This window comes from Nitratireductor sp. GZWM139, from assembly GCF_030068685.1.
Lineage (GTDB): Bacteria > Pseudomonadota > Alphaproteobacteria > Rhizobiales > Rhizobiaceae > Nitratireductor > Nitratireductor aquimarinus.
This window is the reverse complement of record NZ_JAMQML010000006.1, coordinates 203661-224066: the sequence shown is the minus strand read 5'-3', so window position 1 is coordinate 224066 and position 20406 is coordinate 203661. Positions and strand designations below refer to the sequence as shown.

Here is a 20406-nt window from a genome sequence, read left to right as displayed (position 1 = left end):
TTTGACCATCTCCGGCCCGCCGGCCCGCAGCGCACCTGAAGCGCCGAACAGATCCCGGGGCTGGCGATTGCCAGCCCTCTTTGAACCAATTGCACGACCCCGCGTTGGGTCCATAAAGCAGGGAGACCGATATGGCTGACGCTTATGTATATGACGCCGTGCGCACGCCGCGCGGACGTGGCAAGAAGGACGGTTCGCTGCACGAGGTGCCCGGCGTGCGCCTTGGCGCGAAAGTTCTTGAAGCCGTGCGCGACCGCAACGGCCTCGACACCGCAAAGGTGGACGACATCATTTTCGGCTGCGTCGATCCGGTCGGCGAAGCCGGTTCCGTGATCCCGCGCTCGGCTGCCTTCGAGGCGCGCTACGCGAACGCGGCTCCGGGCATCCAGATCTCGCGCTTCTGCGCGTCGGGCCTGGACGCAATCAATCTGGGCGCGGCCAAGATTGCCGGCGGCTCCGACGAGATCGTCATTGCCGGCGGCGTGGAAAGCATGTCGCGCGTCGGCATGGGCATGTCCGGTGGCGCATGGTTCATGGACCCGTCCGTCGGCATTCCCTCCTATTTCATGCCGCAGGGCGTGTCTGCCGACCTGATCGCTACGAAATACGGCTTTTCCCGCGACGACGTGGACGCCTATGCGGTGGAAAGCCAAAAGCGCGCCAAGCACTCCTGGGACAAGGGTTATTTCAAGAAATCCGTGATCCCGGTGGAAGACCAGAACGGCCTGACCATTCTCGACCACGACGAGCACATGCGCCCCGGCACCGACATGCAGGCGCTTGGCCAGCTCAACCCCTCCTTCGTGATGCCGGGTGAAATGGGCGGTTTCGACGCCGTCGCCGTGCAGCGTTATCCGGAGCTTGAGAGCATCAACCACGTCCACCACGCCGGCAATTCGTCGGGCATCGTCGATGGCGCGGCCGCAGTGCTGCTCGGTTCGCGCAAGGCCGGCAAGTCCATGGGGCTGGAGCCGCGCGCAAAAATTCGCGCCTTCACCAATATCGGCTCCGAGCCAGCGATCATGCTGACCGGCCCGGTCGACGTGACGGAGAAGCTTCTGAAGAAAGCCCGGATGAAGCTTTCGGACATCGACCTGTTCGAGCTGAACGAGGCTTTCGCCTCGGTGGTGCTGCGCTACATGCAGGCTTTCGAGATCGACCACGACCGGATCAATGTGAATGGCGGCGCAATCGCCATGGGCCACCCGCTCGGCGCAACCGGCGCGATGATCTTCGGCACGGTTCTCGACGAGCTGGAGCGCCGCAACCTGAACACGGCGCTTGTCACGCTGTGCATCGGCGCGGGCATGGGCACCGCAACCATCATCGAACGCGTTTGAGCTGTCGGGGAGAGATCAGACCATGACCGACTACAAGAACTTTACCGTTGACGTGGACGCAGACGGCGTCGCGCTCGTCACCTGGGACATGCCGGACCGCTCCATGAACGTCTTCACCGAAGAGGTGATGAACGAGCTGGATGCGATCATCGATCACGTTGCCGGCAGCGATGCGATCAAGGGCGCAGTCATCACCTCCGGCAAGGAGACCTTCTCCGGCGGCGCGGACCTGACCATGCTGCAGAAGATGCTCGGCCTGTTCGAAAAGGAAAAGGCAAACGACCGCAAGAAGGCGGTCAAGCTGCTGTTCGACAATGCCGGCCGCATGGGCTGGCTCTGGCGCAAGCTTGAAACCTCCGGCAAGCCCTGGGTCTCGGCCATCAACGGTACCTGCATGGGCGGTGCGTTCGAGCTGTCGCTCGCCTGCCATGGCCGTGTCGCAGCCGACAGCCCGGCAGTGAAGATGGCGCTTCCGGAAGTGAAAGTGGGCATCTTCCCCGGCGCGGGCGGCACCCAGCGCGTGCCGCGTCTGGCCAAGCCGCAGGAAGCCCTGCAGATGCTCACCACCGGCCAGACGCTGACGCCACAGAAGGCGAAGGCCATGGGTCTGATCCACGAGATCGCCGCGCCGAAGAAACTGGTCGAGACCGCGAAGAAGATGATCCTCGACGGCCTCAGCCCGGTTCAGCCATGGGACGAGAAGGGCTTCAAACTGCCCGGCGGCCCCGTCTACTCGGCGGCGGGCGCAAACCTCTGGCCGCCGGCAATCGCCATCCTGCGCCGCGAGACCTACAACAACTACCCGGCAGCAGCCGCGATCCTGAAATGCGTCTATGAGGGCATGCTGGTGCCCTTCGAGACGGCGCTGACCATCGAGCAGCGTTATTTCACCGAGATCATGCAGACGACCGAAGCGAAGATGATGATCCGCTCGCTCTTCGTCTCGCTGCAGGAACTCAACAAGGGCGCGCGCCGCCCCGACGACGTGCCGGTCAGGAAGTTCAAAAAGATCGGCGTTCTCGGCGCGGGCTTCATGGGCGCGGGCATCGCCTTCGTCACGGCCAAGGCCGGCATTCCGGTCGTTCTGATCGACCGCGACACGGCGTCCGCCGAAAAGGGCAAGGCGCATTCCGCCGAGCTGATGGACAAGAGCATCAAGCGCGGCCGCGCCACCGCCGAGGACAAGGAAAAGCTCCTCTCGCTCATCACCCCGAGCGAGGATTATGCGGAGCTTGAAGGCTGCGATCTGGTGATCGAGGCCGTGTTCGAGGATTCGGAGATCAAGAAGGCGGCGACGGAGAAGGCCGAGGCCGTTCTGAAGCCGTCGGCCGTGTTCGCCTCCAACACCTCGACCATTCCGATCTCCGGCCTGGCGAAAAACTCCAAACGCCCGAAGAACTTCATCGGCATCCACTTCTTCTCGCCCGTCGACAAGATGATGCTGGTCGAGATCATCATGGGCAAGAAGACCGGCGACAAGGCGCTTGCCATGGCGATGGACTATGTGCGCGCCATCAAGAAGACGCCCATCGTGGTGAACGACACGCGCGGCTTCTACGTCAATCGCTGCGTCCTGCGATACATGCAGGAGGCCTTCTCCATGGTCATTGAAGGCGTGCCCGCTCCGATGGTTGAGAATGCGGCGAAGATGGCCGGCATGCCGGTCGGCCCGCTTGCGCTCACCGATGAGACGGCTGTCGATCTCGCCCAGAAGATCATGAAGCAGACCGTGCGCGATCTCGGCCCCAAGGCCGTCGATCCGCGCCACATGGAGCTGATCGACACGCTGGTCGACAAGCATGGCCGCCTTGGCCGCAAGAATGGCAAGGGCTTCTATGACTATCCGGCAAAGCCCGCGAAGAAGCATCTGTGGGCCGGCCTGAAGGATCTCTATCCGCAGAAGAACCCGGACAAGATCGACGTCGAGGAATTGCAGGAGCGCTTCCTCGCCACGATCGCGCTGGAAGCGGCCCGCATCATGGAAGAAGGCATTGTCGTCGATCCGCGCGAGGCGGATGTCGGCTCCATTCTCGCCTTCGGCTTCGCGCCCTACACGGGCGGCGCCCTCTCCTATATCGACGGGATGGGAGCAGAAGCCTTCGTCGCCATGACCAAGCGCCTTCAGAAGAAATACGGCAAGCAGTTCAAGGCCCCGAAACTCCTTCTGGACATGGCCGAGAGCGGCGAGACTTTCTACCAGCGCTTCGCGCCCGAAAAGGCGGCGGAGAAGAAGGCCGCCTGAGGCGTGCCGTTCAGAATGAAAACCACCGTCCCGGGCGCGCTCCGCATCCGGGACGGTGAACAGGTCAACGCCCCGAAATCGCGGTTTCCCCAAAGCGGCTTAAGCGCTCCGATTTGTTGTTTTTGGCAGATCCGAACTGAAAACCGGCTCCCGCTTTTTCTGGAATTGCTCTAGGACAAGCACCGACCGCAACACCAACCTCCCCGGGATAGAAAATCATGTATGTCTGGATGCGTCTTCTTCGCGTGGCCGCCACACGCAAGAGCCGGGGCGTCTATCGGCTGGGCGACGAGAGCAAGCTTTCCTTCCGCTGCCTGCCCACCGACATCGACATGAACATCCACCTGAACAACGCCCGCTACATGATGCTGGCGGATATGGGGCGGATCGACATCTTCCTGCGCAGCGGACTGGTCGCCGCAGCCCGCAAGCGCGGCTGGGCTCCCTTGCTCGGCGGCCTGCAGACGGCCTATGTGCGCGAGGTGCGCTTATGGCAGCGCTTCGAGGTCGTCTCCACCATCGAAACATGGGAAGACACGCAGATCATCGGCCAGCATCGTTTCGTACTGGATGACGGGCGCGTTGCCGCGATGGTGCTGACCACGGGCGGGGTCTACGACAAGCGCGGCAAACGCTTCGTGCCGGTCGACGAGTTGATGCGCACGCTCGGCCACGATGGCGCGCCCCGTGCGCCCAATGCGGAAGAGAAAGCCTTCATCGCCTCGCATCAGGGGCTGCGCGCTCGCGCAAAAGTGTTGTCCTCACACCTTTAAGTCGACAGACCGCATCGCTACTCTCCGGCCACCAACATGCACCGGAGACATCGATGACAGCGACCGTCGACTATTACTTCACTTCCGCTTCGCCCTTCACCTATCTCGGCCACCAGGCTCTGCGCACCGTGCTTTCCAAGCATGGAGCGGATGTGCGCGTGAAGCCGATTAACCTGATGGGTGTCTGGGAGATCTCCGGCGCGGTTCCCCCGCCCAGGCGCCCCCCCGGTGCGCCAGCGCCAGCGGCTGGTGGAGATCCAGCGCATCGCCGATTTTCGCGGCCTGCCGATCAACAAGACGCCCAAACACTGGCCCGTCGACCCGGAGCTTTCCGACCGCGTGATCGCAGCACTAGCGGCAGAGGGCCATGATCCGCTGAGCTATATGGAGCGCGTGTTCGCCGCCGTGTGGGCCAATGAGGAAAACATTGCCGACCCGGACACGCTGACCAGATATCTGGAACTGGAGAAGTTCGACGCCGCGTCCATTCTGGAGAAGGCGCAAAGCGAGGCGATTGCCGAAATCCGCGCGCAGAACACCAGGGACGCCGTAGAGGCCGACGCGGTGGGCGTGCCCACCTTTGTGCTGAACGGCGAGGCCTTCTTCGGGCAGGACCGCGTCGAGTATCTCGACCATGCACTTGCGACAGGCCGTCAGCCGATCACGCCGTAAGCCTCAGCCTGTCTCACCCTCGGCCAGCGGCACGTCGATGCCCGCAAGTTCCGCAGCGGTGAGACGCGCCGCCCCCGCCCGCGCAAAGCGCAGCATCATCGCCTTGCGGGTGGCGGCGGCAAGGCGGTGCTCGTCCGGCTCGCGCAGGATCTCCGCGCCATAACCGTCCGACAGGATGAAACCGCATTCCTCGGGAAAAATCTCCGCCGGCACTTCCGGGTGGGTGGCGAAGAAAAAGCGGTCGGAGTGCAGGCGATAATCCGGCCATTTCCGGTCCACCCGAAAATCCTCCACTGACGACTTGATCTCGATGATCCAGATGTCGCCCTTCTTCGTCAGCGCCACGAGATCGGCGCGCCGGCCGGTTGCGAGCGTCAGCTCCGGCAGAACAACGGCGCCCATGGTGATGAGCAGGCGCTGCACGCCCCGGCGAATGACCATGGCGCGTTCCGACTGGCGACCATCGGCCAGCGGGTTGACGGGAATCGGTGAAATGATCGGCATGGAAATATTATGCCATCAACGGTGAGCCTCTTGAAGCGTCACTGCGCCCCGGCAATATCGTCCAGGATCGGACAATCGGGCCGGTTGTCGCCATGGCAGGCATTGATGAGTTTGCTCAGCGTGGCGCGCATGGCCTGCAGTTCCGCAATTTTCTCGTCGATTGCCACCACATGCGAAATGGCGATGCCGCGCACATCGTGGCTCGCCCGGTGCTTGTCGCGGTAAAGCGTCATCAGCTGGCGGCATTCCTCGATGGCGAAGCCGAGACCGCGCGCGCGCTTCAGAAAGGTCAGGAAGTGCAGGTCTTCATCGCTGTAATCGCGGTAACCGTTTCCGGCCCGCGCCGGCGAAACAAGGCCGATTTCTTCGTAATAGCGAATCGTCTTTGCCGGTAGGCCCGAACGACGGGCCGCCTCGCCAACGTTCATGACACGTCTCCTGAACTTCCACGCTTGCTGAATTCCGCCATCTGAAACTGGGGATTGTGTTGCGCGTTTGCAATATCACGCGGCAATAACGGGATTACGCAACGTAAGACGCATCCAAATCTTGTCATTTCATTAACCAGGAATTTAAGAATGATGGTCAAAGTGCGGCGCAATTCAGGCACACTTAACAAATTGGGGGACCGGGGGAACATATGAGATTCAAATCAATCGTCGTGGCTGCGGCACTGGGACTTGCAACCGCTCTTGCCGGGTGCACGACGGGTGGGCCTCTCAAGGTGTTCACCTCCGACTACGGTACGGTGAAGGATGCGGGCTACCAGCTGCCGCGCATTCCGATCAGCCAGGTTCCGCGAAAATATCATCGCCAGATCGTCTCCTACGAGACGAAGGAAAAGCCCGGCACGATCATCGTCGATACCAAGGACAAGTACCTCTATCTGGTGCAGGAAAACGGCAAGGCCATGCGCTACGGCATCGGCGTTGGCCGCGAAGGTTTTGAGTGGTCCGGAACGGCGCGCGTTGCAATGAAGCGCGAATGGCCCACCTGGACCCCGCCCGCAGCCATGATCGGCCGTCAGCCCGAGCTGGCGAAATGGCGCGGCGGCATGCCGCCCGGCCTGTCCAACCCGCTTGGCGCGCGCGCGCTCTATCTCTTCAACCGCAGCGGCGACACGGGCTATCGCCTGCACGGCACGCCGGAATGGCGCTCGATCGGCAAGGCAATGTCTTCCGGCTGCATCAGAATGATGAACCAGGACATCATCGACCTTTACAACCGTACCGAAATTGGTGCTAAAGTAATCGTTAAGCGGTAGTAACCGTCTCAGCAACAGGGGTCGGCCTTGGTCGACCCTGAAAAAAGCCGGGCCTCAGAGCCCGGTTTTTTCGTATCTCTCCATCCTTAGCGCTTCGGATGCACAAAGGGCGCTCCAGCCGGATGACGACTTCCTTCTCCCCGCACGCGGGGAGAAGGTCCCGGCAGGGGGATGAGGGGCTGACGCCGCGTATGAAAATCCCGCCATGTTGTGGGTTCGCGCAAGCTGGCGCTCGCCCCTCATCCTCACCTTCTCCCCGCACGCGGGGAGAAGGGGGCCTCGAAGACGGTGCCCGCAATTGCGCAAGAACATTGAATGAGGCGTTTTCGCTATTGAATCCAAACATCGTGCGAAAAAGAGAGCGCCCAGGAGGGGTCAGACGACCTGTTCGACCTCCCGGACTTCCGGCACGAAGTGGTGCAGAAGGTTCTGGATACCGTGCTTCAGCGTCGCCGTGGAAGACGGACAACCGGCGCAGGCACCTTTCATGTGCAGGAAAACCGTGCCCTTCTCATAACCGCGGAAGGTGATGTCGCCGCCATCCTGCGCCACAGCCGGACGCACACGCGTCTCCAGAAGCTCCTTGATGGTGGAGACGATGGCCTCGTCGGCCTCGTCGTAGAACTCGCCATCCTCGGAGGCAGGCAGGCCCGGACCGCCCGTGGCCATGACCGGCTGACCGGACATGAAATGCTCCATGATCGTGCCGAGAATGGCCGGCTTCAGATGCTGCCAGTCGGGACCGTCTTCCTTCGTGACCGTGATGAAGTCGTAGCCGTAGAACACGCCCGTCACGCCGGGCACGGCAAAGAGGCGCTCTGCCAGAGGCGATGCCTCTGCGGCCGTTTCCGCCTGACGGAAATCGGCGGTGCCTTCTTCAAGAACAACACGGCCAGGCAGGAATTTCAGCGTCGCGGGATTGGGAGTCGCTTCGGTCTGAATGAACATTGTAACTTTCCGATCTGGCGTTTCTTGGAATAATTCTAAAATAAGCAGAAAGCCTGCCGCATTCAAGCATGCATGTGGCCAGACCGCCCTGCGCCATGCCGACGCAGAAAAGACGACCCGAACCACTGGGGAAGCATCGGAACAGCCGAAAACGGGGGCCGCTTTCGGTCCGGCGCTCCGGAGCACATATGGGAAGCGCCCCGCCCCTATGCCAGGCTTTCGATTTCCTCGTCGCTCAGATTCTGCGGCACGACCGTGACGGGAATCGGGAACGCGGCCGTTTTCCCGGCGATGGAGGAGACGAGCGGACCCGGCCCTTCCTTGGAACTGCCGGCTGCCAGAACCAGGATCGCAATGTCCTGATCCTCTTCGATCAGCTTGTGGATCTCGTCGGCCGATGCGCCTTCACGCACCACCAGTTCCGGCTCGATGCCGACCGTTTCGCGCACCTTGGTGGCGTGGGTGTCGAGCGCGGCGTTTGCCGTCGCGGTCGATTCTTCCCGCATGATCTGCTCGACGCCGAGCCAGTGCTGAAAATCGCCCGGCTCGATCACGAAGAGAAGGACGAGCGCGCCGCTGGTGGCCTGGGCGCGCCGCGCCGCATAGGCCACGGCCCGTTCGCATTCGGGAGTGTCATCGATGATGGCAAGGAACTTGCGGCGGTGCCCTGCCTCGCGGATCAGTCGCTTAGAGACCATTCACACGTCCTGTGTTGCAGGCGAGTGCCCCGCCCCATTCCGCGCAATCTGCCATCGCGAAAGGGTTTCGGCAAGACGATGCGTAAAAGGGGCTCACCCGTCGATGAGCCCGATGATTTCACGCACCATCTTCATGGTCGTCTCGGCCTTTTCGCGCGCCCGGCCCGCGCCCTCGCGCAGAACGCCGTCGATATAGGCCGGGTCGGCCAGGATGCGACGCATCTCGCCGGCGATGGGGGCGAGTTTGTCCACGGCAAGTTCGGCCAGAGCCGGCTTGAACTCGGAGAACTGGCGACCGCCGAACTCGGACAGCACATCGGCCTTGGAGACGCCGGACAGCGCGGCATAGATGCCGACAAGGTTTTGAGCCTCGGGGCGATCGGCCAGACCATCGACCTCGGACGGCAGGGCCTCGGGGTCCGTCTTCGCCTTGCGGATCTTCTTGGCGATGGCGTCGGAGTCGTCGGTCAGGTTGATGCGCGACAGGTCGGACGGGTCCGACTTCGACATCTTCTTGGAACCGTCGCGCAGGCTCATCACCCGCGTGATCGCACCTTCGATAAGCGGCTCGGTGAGCGGGAAAAAGCCGTTCACCCTCTCTTCGCCGACTTCCATCTCCACCCCATAGCCAAGCTCGGCAATGCGCTGGGAGAAGTCGTTGTTGAATTTCTGCGCAATGTCGCGCGTCAGCTCAAGGTGCTGCTTCTGGTCGTCGCCCACCGGCACGTGGGTGGCGCGGTAGACGAGAATGTCAGCGGCCATGAGGCTCGGATAGGCGAGCAGACCAAGCGAGGCGTTCTCGCGGTCCTTGCCGGCCTTGTCCTTGAACTGCGTCATGCGGTTCATCCAGCCGATGCGCGCAACGCAGTTGAAGATCCATGCGAGTTCGGCGTGCTGCAGAACCTGGCTCTGGTTGAAGACGATGTTCTTCTTCGGGTCGATGCCGCTCGCCAGGAAGGCGGCGGTGATCGAGCGCGTCTGGTCGGCCAGATCGGCATGCGCCATGGTCGCGGTCAGCGAGTGCAGATCGACGACGCAATAGATGCACTCATGGCTGTCCTGCAACGCCACAAACTTCTGCAGCGCGCCCAGATAGTTGCCGAGGTGAAGATTGCCCGTCGGCTGAACGCCGGAGAAGACGAGCTCCTTGAATTCGCTCATGGATCTTTCCTGAATGCCTTTTGGAGCGCGAAAACCGCGCGCCTTGGCTTATGAACGACGCGAAACCGGCAATCAAGCCCCACGGGCCGATTGCGTTTCCGCGCCACCGGCCGGAAGCGCCTTGCCGCGCGGCGCAAGCCCCACCAGAAGGCCCGTGCGGCCGGGCAGCCATTCGGCCGCGATGGCGAACAGGAAGGAGCCTGCAAACGTCGCGATCAGCACCAGCGCATATTCGGTCCAGACATCGAGCCCGAGCGGCAGCACGTAGTAAAGCGCCGCCACCACCACGGTCTGATGCACGATGTAGAGCGGGAAGACCTTGCGGTTGAGCCATGCGACAACGGCGCTCGGTGCATTCAGATATCTGGCCGAGAAGCCGCACAGCGTCAGGATCATCGCCCAGGCAAGCGCCATGAGCAGCGTCTTGAAGAGCGGCGTCATGGCCTCGTAATCACCAATGGAGAACCCGCCCGCGCCCGTCCAGGAGAAGAGGTAAAGCGCCACAGTCAGCGCCGTGGCGAGCGCAGCACTTCGCCAGCGCAGGGCGATTACATTGCCGATCAGCGCCTGATGATAGCGCGCGAAGAGGAAACCGAGCCCGAACCAGCTGGCCCACACCGCAAACCATGCCCCGTCATTGTAGAGAGAATTGGTCTGGCGCGGGAAAATGGGCGACAGCGCGAGGTTGAGCACGAGCGGTAGAAGGAAAAGCAGATAGACCCACCCCGATGCGGCGACCCGCTGGAACCAGTCATTCACCGGCTTCATGAAGGGCTGATCGATCAGCCGGAACACCGGATAGCAGACGAAGGTCATCGCCAGCAGATACGCGACGAACCACATATGCGCCCATGTGAAATTGCCGTCTGGATATTTGCCTTCGGTGAAATAGCGCGTGACCCAGAAGGTGAGGAAGGAGCCCTGATAGCCATCTTCATACATGCGCTCATACCAGACCTGCGGCACGATGATGACGCACATGGCGAAGATCAGCGGCGGGAAAAGCCGCATGAACCGGCCCGTCAGGAAGCCGAGATCGTGGCAGCGGCGATAGACGAACCACGTGCCCATGCCCGACACGAAGAACAGGAGCGCCAGCCGCCAGGCGCGCGGGAACTTCATGATCAGCGACAGCGCGGCGCTGCCTTCCGGCGCTTCGATCAGCCATTTCATGTCCGGAAAGAACGCCACCGACGCATGGTAGACGATCAGCAGCATGAACGCCGAGACGCGCAGGAAATCGATATAGTAGAGCCGTTGCTGCATGCCTCTCCCCCGAAATGGCAAAGGCGATGCTACACGCACCGCCTTCGAATTCCGTTAATGAGAGGGATGAGCGGTCTCAGGCGTTTTTGCGCCGGCGGCGCGCAACGCGGGCAAGCTCGCTCCGGTCGATGCCGCCCGTGAGAAGGGCGACGCCGAAATAGGCGACCACCGCCACACCGACAATGGCGGCGACCGTGAGAATGCGCACGATCAGCAGATCGTGGCCGACGAATTGCGGCAGGGCCGCGAGCAGCGCCCACACGACGCCTCCCATCACCACGCTTGCAACCAGCATGAATGTGATCCGCCTGAGCGTGACGGGCGAAGGCCGGAAATCGCCCCGCCACCAGAGCGTCGCCGCCAGAAGCAGGACATTGACCCATGCCGAAAGCGCCGTCGCCCCGGCAATCGCCACATGGCCATAGACGGGGAAGAAAAGCAGGCTCGCCGCAATGTTGACCACGACCGTGACCAGCGAGAACCACATCGGCGTGCGCATGTCTTCACGCGCGAAGAAGGCCGGCTGAAAAACCTTGGTCAGCACATAGGCCGGCAGGCCGCTGGCAAAGGCGGCGAGTGCCGCAGCTGTCATCGCCGTGTCGATGGCGGTGAACTGGCCGCGCTCGTAAAGAACAGCGACGATGGGCGCCGGCATCACCATCAGCCCGACGGCGGCCGGCAATGTGAGCCCCAGCGCGAACTCCATCGACCGGTTCTGCAAATGCTGTGCGTCGGCCTGATCGCCGGCCTTCAGCGCGCGCGAAAGTTCTGGCAAAAGCACCACGCCCACCGCGATGCCGATCACGCCCAGCGGCAACTGGTTGATGCGGTCGGCGAAGTTCAGGAGGCCGATGGCGTTTTCCTGCGTGGAGGCGATGATCTGCCCGACCAGAAGATTGATCTGCATGATGCCGCCGGTCAGGAGCGCTGGCGCCATCAGCACCAGGAGGCGCTTGACGCCCGGCGTGAGACGCGGGCGACGCACCCGCATGGAATAGCCTGCCCGCCGCGCGCCGTGAATGAGGAAAAAGAGCTGCGCCAGACCAGACGCGAACACGCCCCAGGCAAGCCATACACCCGTCTGACGCGGATCGAACTCCCAGAAGAGTGCGGCCAGAAGAACGCCGATCAGGATCACATTGAGCAGCGTCGGCACCAGCGCGGCCAGAAAATAATGCCGCATCGCATTGAGGATGCCGGAGAACATGGCGACCAGCGACATGCAGAACAGATAGGGGAACATGATCCGCGTCATGACCACCGTCAGATCGAACTTCTCCGGCGACGCCGCAAAGCCCGGTGCGATGATGGTGGAGACCAGAAACGGCATTGCGAGCATCGCCGCCGCCGAAAGCGCCAGAAGCACCGTCATCAGAACGGCCAGCACATCTTCGCCGAACCGGCGCGCGGCCTCCACGCCGCCGCCCTCCATCTCCTTGGCGAAAAGCGGGATGAAGGCGGTGTTGAACGCACCCTCGGCAAAGAGCCGCCGGAACAGGTTCGGAAAGCGGAACGCGGCGTAAAAGGCGTCCGTCACCGGACCAACGCCGATGGCGGCGGCAATCAGCGCCTCGCGCGCAAAGCCGAGAATGCGGCTGGCCATGGTGGCGCTGCCAACGCTGGCGAATTTTCCGATAAGGCTCATGGATGGAAAGACCTGAAAATGGGGGCCGGACAGGGGCTGCAATTGGAACGATGGTGACGCTGAGATGCGCTGGCATGGCCCCTCGGGTCAAGCCCGAGGGTGACGAACGTCATGGGTGGCCTGTGCGGCACAGCATCCAAACGCCGGCAAACACCACCCCTTTTCGTCATCCTCGCTCCCTCTTCGTCATCCTCAGGGCTCCTGCACCATCCCGGACCACCATCATCAGCCCGGCCTTTTTCGCAATGGTCAGACGCTCTTCCTCACCCCGAACCACCTTCATCGTCCTCTGAGCTCCCGCGTCATCCCGGGCCACCATCGTCAGCCCCGGCCATTTTCGCGCCCCTCAGGCGTCCGCCATCATCTCAGGCGCTCGCCCTCACGGCCCCACCCTTCGTCATCCTCGGGCCTGACCCGAGGATCCATGCCGGAACACTGCTCCCCCGCCACCCTGCGAGATAAAGCCCACCACCCCGTTCATTCGGCAGCCGCCTGCGACTTGCCCTTTGCCGGACGCTCCACCCTGCTCTCCAGCGTCTTGAGAAGAGCCGTGCGGATAGCCTCCAGCCGGTCGGCGCTGACGATCTTCTGGCCCGTCAGATCGGTGACGTAGAACGTGTCGATGACCTTTTCGCCAAAGGTGGTGATGTGCGCCGAGGCAATGTCCAGCGACAGGTCGGAAAGCGTTTCGGTCAGTTCCGAAAGCAGGCCCGGCCGGTCGAGCCCCTTCACTTCCACCACGGAAAAACGGTTCGACAGCGTGTTGCCGATCTCCACCCGTGGCTGAACCCGGAAAGCCTTTGTGCCACGGCGCGGCTTTGCGCGCTTCTCGATCACCTCGGGCAGGTAGGACTTGCCGGACAGGACATCCTCAATGAGCCTGCGCACGCTTTCCGCACGCCGGCGCTCATCCGCATCGAAATCGAACTCGCGGCTGATCAGGATCGTGTCCAGCGCGCGGCCATGCGTTGTGGTGAAGATCTGCGCATCGACAATGTTCGCCCCCGCCGCCGAACACGCCCCTGCGATGATCGACAGGAGACGCGGATGGTCGGGCGCAAAGATGGTGATCTCGGTCACCGCCTCGAATGTGTGCGGCTTGACCATGGTGGCAAGCGGACGCTCTTCCTTCTCCGCTTCGCGGATGAAATCCGCATGGCGCAACTGGTCTTCCAGATCGACGGCGAGCAGATAGGCCGAGTAATGGAGGCCGAGATAGTCCTCGATCTCCTTTTCCTGCCAGCCGTTTTCTGCAAGGGCTGCGGCAAGCCGCAGGCGTGCTTCCTCGGCGCGGGTGGCGCGCGAGGCTTCCGAGAAACCGCCGGTCAGAAGCACTTCGGTTTCATAATAGAGCGTGCGCAGGAGCTGCCCCTTCCAGCCGTTCCAAACGCCGGGGCCGACGCCGCGAATATCGCACACGGTCAGCACCAGAAGCAGTTTCAGCCGCTCCACCGACTGCACCTTGTCGGCAAAATCCTGAATCGTCTTGCGGTCGTTCAGATCGCGCGTCTGGGCGACCATGGACATGTCGAGATGATGTTCCACCAGCCAGGCGATCATCTCTGTTTCCTTGGGATCGAACCCCATATGCGGGCACAGCCTGCGGGCGATGCGCGCGCCCGCGATCTCGTGGTCTTCGGGCCGCCCCTTGGCGATGTCGTGCAGAAGCACCGTGGTGTAGAGCACCTCGCGCCACGATTTCAGCGACGGCATCAGCGAGTGCGAGAGCGGATGCAGCTTCTCCCCGTCGCCATGCTCGATTTCCGAAAGCACGCCGATGCAGCGGATCAGATGTTCGTCGACCGTGTAGTGGTGGTACATGTTGAACTGCATCATCGCCACGATCTTGTTGAAATCGGGGATGAGCTTGCCGAGCACGCCGGCCTCGTTCATGCGACGCATGTTGAGCGCGGGATCGCGGTCTGACGTCAGCACGTCCATGAACAGGCGATTGGCTTCCCTGTCGCGCCGCAGATTGCGGTCGATCAGCTTCAGCGAGCGCGTGAGCAGCTTCAGCGCCTCGGGGTGATATTCGAGCCCGTGCCGGTCCGCGAACCAGAACAGCCGCAACAGGTTCACCGGATCGCGCTCGAAAACGCCTTCATCCGCCACGTTGATGCGGTGATTGTCGACGATGAAATCGCTGGTGCCGGCAAGTTTGCGCCGCCGCCGCGAGAAATTCATGAAGAAGCGGTTGAAGCCGGGCACATGCTTGCCCTGCTCCTCCTCCAGCGCTGCGCAGAAGATGCGCGTCAGGTCGCCCACGCCCTTGGCCGTCAGGAAGTAGTGCTTCATGAAGCGCTCGACATCCGAGAGGCCGGGATGGCTCATATAGCCAAGCCGCTCGGCGATATCGCGCTGAATGTCGAAATGCAGCCGCTCCTCCGCCTTGCCGGTGAGGAAGTGCATGTGGCAGCGCACAGCCCAGAGAAAATCCTCGGCCTTGCGGAACTGGAGATATTCCTTGCGGGTGAAAACGCCCTGCCCCACCAGATCCTCCGCGCGGCGCACGCGGTAGAAATATTTGCCGATCCAGAACAGTGTGTGCAGATCGCGCAGGCCGCCCTTGCCGTCCTTCACATTCGGCTCGACCAGATAGCGGCTTTCGCCCGCCTTGGCGTGGCGCAGGTCGCGCTCGGCGAGCTTGGCCTGGCTGTATTCCGCGCCCGTGTCCTTCACCACTTCTTCGTCAAAGCGGGTGACCATCTCTTCATAGAGAGGTTTTTCGCCACAGATGAAGCGCGCTTCCAGAACCGCGGTGCGGATCGTCATGTCGGTGCGCGCCTGGCGGATGCACTCATCGATGTTGCGGGTGGCGTGGCCGACTTTCAGCCCCATGTCCCACAGCATGTAGAGCACATATTCCACGATCTGCTCGCCCCAGGGCGTCTGCTTGTAGGGAAGCAGGAAAAGCAGGTCGATGTCGGAACCCGGCGCAAGCGTGCCGCGTCCGTAGCCGCCAACGGCGACAATCGCCAGACGCTCGGCGGAAGACGGGTTCTGCATGGGATAGACATGCGTGGCGGCGAAGTGGTGCAGCTCGGTGATCACCACGTCCATCAAATGCGACAGCCGCGCCGCGCAGGCCGTGCCGCCGCCATCGTTCATGAGCATGGTTTCGGCCGCCTTGCGGCCTGCCGCGATGTGCGCCTTCAGCGTCGCCATCACCTTCGAGCGCAGCTCTGAGCCGCCCGTGTTTTCTGCAAAACTGTCCAGTTCGGCGCGCAATGCCGCGCCATCGACGATCTGATCGAGCTTGAGTGGAACCTTGGCCATGAGCATCCCGGATTGGCGGCGCTGTATAGCGTGTTTTCGCGCGCCGCGAAACGACTGTCAAAAGATGCGGTTGCAGCGCTGACGCCCTGCCGCTATGTCGCACGGGTTTCGCACACCAAGGACACGGGTTTCAAATGGAGCTTCCCGCCCCGCTGCGCCAGGCAGTCGACGCGTTTCTGGAAGGCACGTCGCTTTCCGAAATTCAGGGCGCTGCCCAGCGCCTTTCGAAGCGCTACCGCGCCGAAACCCGCGATGGCAGCCTGCATGTGGGCGATGCGCTCGCCGCCAAGGCCTATCTGGCAACCCGCCTGCCCGCCACCTTTGCCGCCGTGCGCCAGTGCCTTTCGGAAACGGCCGCGCGGCGTGAGGATTTCGCGCCATCGCGCCTGCTCGATGTGGGCGCCGGTCCCGGAACCGCGCTCTGGGCGGCCCGCGCCGAATGGCCGGAGCTCGGTGCGGCCACGCTGGTGGAAACCAGCCGTGCGATGCGTGACGCCGGTGCAAAACTGGCCGAAGCGCTCTCCATCGACACGGACTGGCAGGCAGCCAGCGTGGAAGACGGGCTTGCGGACATCGCGCCGGCGGATCTCGTGACGCTCTGCTATGTGCTGGACGAGCTTGCCCCGGCAGCGCGCAATGCGCTGATCGACCGCCTCTGGGCGCTGACCGCCGACACGCTGGTAATCGTCGAGCCCGGAACGCCAGCCGGCTGGCAGCGCATTCTTGCCGCGCGCGACCGGCTGACTGCTCTTGGCGGGTACATTCTGGCCCCCTGCCCGCACCATGCGCCCTGCCCGGTGAAAGCGCCCGACTGGTGTCATTTCTCGCGCCGCGTCGCACGCTCGCGCCTGCACCGCACCGCCAAGGGCGGCGAAGTGCCGTGGGAAGACGAGAAGTTCAGCTATCTGGCGGTTTCACGCAATGCGCCCGACGACCGCCCCGACCGCGTGCTCGCCCCACCCAAAACGGCCAGCGGCATGGTGCGCCTGAAACTGTGCACCAGCGACGGCGCACTGGACGAACGCCTCGTCACCCGCCGCGAAGGCCGCACCTTCAAAGCCGCCCGCAAAGCCGACTGGGGCGACGCGCTTTAGGGGCGCTGGAGGGGTTGGGATGCTCAGGCATGGATCCTCGGGTCAAGCCCGAGGATGACGAAGGGAGGAATGTTCTCCACCCCGGCCCGGATACGGTTGCGAACAAGCGTCTAAACACACTCGTCATCCTCGGGCTTGACCCGAGGATGACGAGGGGGGAAGCGGGACACGGTTGCGCGAAAGATCGGGGTGTATGCGCTTGCCGATCTTCTTCCGCTGAGGTGATATTGCCCGGTTGAAACGGAGAGGTTTTCCGTGACCGGTTACGTCTACATGCTCGCAAGCCAGAAACGTGGGACGATCTATATCGGCGTCACCAATGATTTGGGGCGGCGCATCATCGAACACAAGACGGGCCGGATGCCTGGCTTTACCAGTCGATACGGTGTGGCCCGGCTTGTCTGGTACGAGGAGCACTTCGATATGCGCGACGCTATCCAGCGTGAGAAGTCATTGAAGCGCTGGTCTCGTCAGTGGAAGATTGAGTTGATCGAGAAATCCAACCCGGAGTGGAACGAGCTTTTGCGTGGATGGGGCTGGTCCTGACGCTTCGAAGCGCAGGGCATGGATCCTCGGATCGAGCCCGAGGATGACGAGCTTCTTTTAACGCCTATGCGCGGATGGCATCTGCCGGTAACCCGAAACCCCTCTTCGTCATCCTCGGGCTCGACCCGAGGATCCATGCCAGAACGCCACATGCCAGAACGCCCGCCCCGGCGTGACCTACTTCTGCGCAGCCAGCTGCTTCAGCCGATAGAGCGCGTCCAGCGCCTCGCGCGGGGTCAGGTCGTCGGGATTGATCGCCAGCAGTTCCTCGCCAACGCGATCCGGCGTCTTCGACGCTTTCGCTTCCTGCTTCGCCGCCACCGAAAACAGCGGCAGATCGTCGATCAGCTTCGACGCCTTGCCGGAGGTCTCGCCCTCTTCGAGCTGCTGCAGCACTTCGCGCGCCCGCTCCACCACCGCATGCGGCAGGCCGGCAAGCCGCGCCACCTGCACACCGTAGGAACGGTCGGCCGCGCCGCGTCCCACCTCGTGCAGGAACACCACGTCGCCCTCGAATTCCTTCACCCGCATGGTGACATTGGAGAGCCGTCCGAGCTTTTCGGAAAGCGCGGTCATCTCGTGGAAATGGGTGGCGAACAGCGCCCGGCAGCGGTTCTGCTCGTGCAGATACTCAACCGCCGCCCAGGCGATGGACAGACCGTCGAACGTTGCCGTTCCCCGGCCGATTTCGTCGAGGATCACCAGCGCGCGCGGGCCCGCCTGATTGAGGATCGCCGCCGTCTCCACCATTTCGACCATGAAGGTCGAGCGGCCGCGCGCCAGATCGTCGGATGCGCCGACACGGCTGAACAGCCGGTCCACCACGCCGATGCGGGCAACGGCAGCCGGCACGAAGGAGCCCATCTGCGCCATCACCGCGATCAGCGCGTTCTGGCGCAGGAAGGTCGATTTACCGCCCATGTTCGGACCGGTGAGAAGCCAGATCGCGCCGGCCTGCTCTTCACCCGTTGGCGACAGGTCACAGTCATTGGCGACGAATGGCTCGGCCAGCTGCCGGCGCAGCGCCTGTTCCACCACCGGATGGCGTCCGCCCTCGATGTGAAATTCGAGACTGTCATCCACCTGCGGGCGGCAATAATCTTCGGCCTCGGCAATCGTGGCGAGCGCGGCCGAAACATCGAGCACCGCCAGCGCATCTGCGGCGGCGCGAATGGCGTCGGCAGCCGCCACGGCTTCTCCAAGCAGTTTCTCGAAGGCCGCCAGCTCGATCTGCTGCGCCCGGTCGGCGGCATTGGCGATGCGGGTTTCCAGCTCGGCGAGCTCGGTGGTGGTGAACCGCATGGCGTTGGCCATGGTCTGGCGGTGGATGAAGCGCGCCTTGGCCTCGTCCGTGCCGTTCATTGCCGCCGCGTTGTTGGCCGTCACCTCGATATAGTAGCCGAGCACATTGTTGTGCCGGATCTTGAGCGACTTGACCCCGGTTTCCTCGGAAAGCTGCCGCTCCATCTCGGCGATCACCCGGCGCGACTGGTCGCGCAGCGCGCGCATCTCGTCGAGTTCTTCATTGTAGCCCGCGCGGATGAACCCGCCGTCGCGCTTCAGAAGCGGCAGCTCATCGGAAAGCGCCCTGTCGAGATGGGCCGCGAAATCCATCGGCAGGCCGGCAATGCCCGAAAGCGCCCCGGCGATCTCTGCGGGAACCTCCCTGCCCTGAAGCAGCTCGGCCACGCCATGCGCCGCCTCAAAGCCGGAGGCAAGCGCGCCAAGGTCGCGCGGGCCGCCACGGTTGAGCGCCAGCCGCGAGAGAGCGCGGGCAATGTCCGGCACGCCTTTCAGAAGCCGGCGCGCATCGTCGCGCAGCCCTGCCTCGGACAGGAAAAAGGACACCGCATCAAGCCGCCCGCCAATCGCGTCCGGGTCGGTGAGCGGCGACATCAGCCGCTCGTAGAGAAGCCGGCTGCCCGCCCCCGTCACCGTGCGGTCGATCGCCTTGGCAAGACTGCCATCGCGGCTGCCCGAAAGCGTGCGGCCAAGCTCCAGGTTTGCGCGGGTGGCCGGGTCGATGAACAGGCTCGCGCCCTCATCGTCACGCTCCGGCCGGCCAAGCGGCGGGCGTTCCGCCTTCTGTGTCTTCTCCACATAGGCGACCGCGCCCGAAATGGCCGAAAGCTCGGCGCGCGAGAACCGGCCGAACCCTTCCAGCGTCGCCACGCCGTAAAAGCGCGTCAGGCGCATTTCGGCGGATGCGGAATCGAACATGTTTGCCGGCTGTGGATTTGCCGTCCGCCCCAGCACGTCGAACACCGGGCGGTAGGACTGGTCGTAATAGAGCGCTTCCGGCACGATCAGCTCGCGCGGGTCGATCCGCAGCACATCGGCCAGAAGCCGGTCGGGCCGCGTGGGCGCAACGCGGAACGCGCCGGTGGAAATGTCGATCCAGGCCAGCGCCAGGCTCTCATCCCCGCCCTTCACCCGGCCAAGGGCCATCAGGTAGTTGGCTTCTGAAGGATCGAGCAGCTTTTCCTCGGTGATGGTGCCCGGCGTGAACAGCCGGATCACATCGCGCTTCACCACCGATTTGGAGCCGCGCTTCTTGGCCTCGGCGGGATCTTCCATCTGCTCGCAGACGGCCACGCGATGGCCAAGCCCGATCAGCTTCTGCAGATAATCGTCGGCCGCGTGCACCGGCACGCCGCACATGGGAATGTCGTCGCCCTGATGCTTGCCCCGCTTGGTGAGCGTGATGCCCAGCGCCCGGCTGGCGATCTCCGCATCCTCGAAGAACAGCTCGTAGAAATCGCCCATGCGATAGAACAGCAGCGAATCGGGATTCGCCGTCTTGATCTCGATGAACTGGGCCATCATCGGCGTGGCCCCGGCGGCAGCGGCCTGCATCGCCTTTTGGCGCATGGGCGTTTCGTCGTTCAAGGAAGGGCTCCCCGGCCTTTGCATTGGCTTTGTACTGGCTTCAAATCAACAGCTTCAAACTGCTTGGCCATTTACTGGGCAAAAGTGT

16 protein-coding genes are annotated in these 20406 nt (G+C 63.1%); 7 read left to right on the top strand and 9 right to left on the bottom strand.

Annotated elements, in window-relative coordinates; all coding sequences use genetic code 11:
* The first annotated feature begins 131 nt into the window (after positions 1–131).
* The 4 genes from NDI72_RS09750 (at position 132) to NDI72_RS09735 (ending at position 5027) form a co-directional block, all read left to right on the top strand.
* Complete coding sequence (locus NDI72_RS09750) at positions 132–1340, top strand: acetyl-CoA C-acetyltransferase (protein WP_283800348.1); 1209 nt, start codon at positions 132–134, stop codon at positions 1338–1340.
* 22 nt (positions 1341–1362) lie between these two features.
* Positions 1363–3582 carry a 3-hydroxyacyl-CoA dehydrogenase NAD-binding domain-containing protein gene (locus tag NDI72_RS09745; protein ID WP_283800347.1) on the top strand — a complete coding sequence of 740 codons (2220 nt, stop codon included), beginning with the start codon at positions 1363–1365 and terminating at the stop codon, positions 3580–3582.
* Positions 3583–3800: 218 nt separating this feature from the next.
* Entirely contained in the window at positions 3801–4355 is a 555-nt protein-coding gene (locus NDI72_RS09740) for a thioesterase family protein (RefSeq protein ID WP_113153961.1), read from the top strand.
* Between the two features lie 228 nt (positions 4356–4583).
* Positions 4584–5027 (top strand): 2-hydroxychromene-2-carboxylate isomerase, encoded by a 444-nt coding sequence (locus NDI72_RS09735; RefSeq protein ID WP_283800346.1) that lies wholly within the window; start codon positions 4584–4586, stop codon positions 5025–5027.
* A gap of 3 nt (positions 5028–5030) precedes the next feature.
* Here the strand turns inward: NDI72_RS09735 and NDI72_RS09730 are convergent, their stop codons facing one another.
* The gene (locus NDI72_RS09730; protein ID WP_113153959.1) at positions 5031–5531 is read right to left on the bottom strand and encodes an MmcB family DNA repair protein; all 501 of its coding nucleotides are present in this window, start codon (positions 5529–5531) and stop codon (positions 5031–5033) included.
* Positions 5532–5569: 38 nt separating this feature from the next.
* Positions 5570–5959: a Cu(I)-responsive transcriptional regulator gene (cueR, locus tag NDI72_RS09725; RefSeq protein WP_113153958.1), complete on the bottom strand. Its 390-nt coding sequence runs from the start codon at positions 5957–5959 to the stop codon at positions 5570–5572.
* A gap of 212 nt (positions 5960–6171) precedes the next feature.
* Here cueR and NDI72_RS09720 point away from each other — a divergent pair, with 212 nt between their 5' ends.
* Positions 6172–6795 carry a L,D-transpeptidase gene (locus NDI72_RS09720; RefSeq protein WP_113153957.1) on the top strand — a complete coding sequence of 208 codons (624 nt, stop codon included), beginning with the start codon at positions 6172–6174 and terminating at the stop codon, positions 6793–6795.
* A gap of 375 nt (positions 6796–7170) precedes the next feature.
* Here NDI72_RS09720 and NDI72_RS09715 read toward each other — a convergent pair whose 3' ends face one another.
* From NDI72_RS09715 to NDI72_RS09690, 6 genes are all read right to left on the bottom strand, one after another.
* Positions 7171–7743, bottom strand: a complete 573-nt coding sequence (locus NDI72_RS09715) for a NifU family protein (protein WP_113153956.1) — start codon at positions 7741–7743, stop codon at positions 7171–7173.
* A gap of 206 nt (positions 7744–7949) precedes the next feature.
* Positions 7950–8441 (bottom strand): universal stress protein, encoded by a 492-nt coding sequence (locus tag NDI72_RS09710; RefSeq protein WP_113153955.1) that lies wholly within the window; start codon positions 8439–8441, stop codon positions 7950–7952.
* Positions 8442–8534: 93 nt separating this feature from the next.
* On the bottom strand, positions 8535–9602 hold the full coding sequence (gene trpS / locus NDI72_RS09705; RefSeq protein ID WP_283800344.1) for a tryptophan--tRNA ligase: 1068 nt from the start codon (positions 9600–9602) through the stop codon (positions 8535–8537).
* Between the two features lie 72 nt (positions 9603–9674).
* Positions 9675–10868: an acyltransferase family protein gene (locus NDI72_RS09700; protein WP_283800343.1), complete on the bottom strand. Its 1194-nt coding sequence runs from the start codon at positions 10866–10868 to the stop codon at positions 9675–9677.
* 76 nt (positions 10869–10944) lie between these two features.
* The gene (gene murJ, locus NDI72_RS09695; RefSeq protein ID WP_283800341.1) at positions 10945–12513 is read right to left on the bottom strand and encodes a murein biosynthesis integral membrane protein MurJ; all 1569 of its coding nucleotides are present in this window, start codon (positions 12511–12513) and stop codon (positions 10945–10947) included.
* Positions 12514–12990: 477 nt separating this feature from the next.
* Positions 12991–15789: a [protein-PII] uridylyltransferase gene (locus NDI72_RS09690; protein ID WP_283800340.1), complete on the bottom strand. Its 2799-nt coding sequence runs from the start codon at positions 15787–15789 to the stop codon at positions 12991–12993.
* A gap of 134 nt (positions 15790–15923) precedes the next feature.
* Between NDI72_RS09690 and NDI72_RS09685 the strand changes: the two genes are divergently transcribed.
* Positions 15924–16883, top strand: coding sequence for a small ribosomal subunit Rsm22 family protein (locus NDI72_RS09685; RefSeq protein ID WP_283800338.1), 960 nt, complete (start codon positions 15924–15926; stop codon positions 16881–16883).
* Positions 16884–17138: 255 nt separating this feature from the next.
* Positions 17139–17429, top strand: a complete 291-nt coding sequence (locus NDI72_RS09680; protein WP_113153950.1) for a GIY-YIG nuclease family protein — start codon at positions 17139–17141, stop codon at positions 17427–17429.
* A 177-nt stretch (positions 17430–17606) separates the two neighbouring features.
* Here NDI72_RS09680 and mutS read toward each other — a convergent pair whose 3' ends face one another.
* Complete coding sequence (gene mutS / locus NDI72_RS09675; RefSeq protein WP_283800393.1) at positions 17607–20300, bottom strand: DNA mismatch repair protein MutS; 2694 nt, start codon at positions 20298–20300, stop codon at positions 17607–17609.
* Positions 20301–20406: the final 106 nt, after the last annotated feature.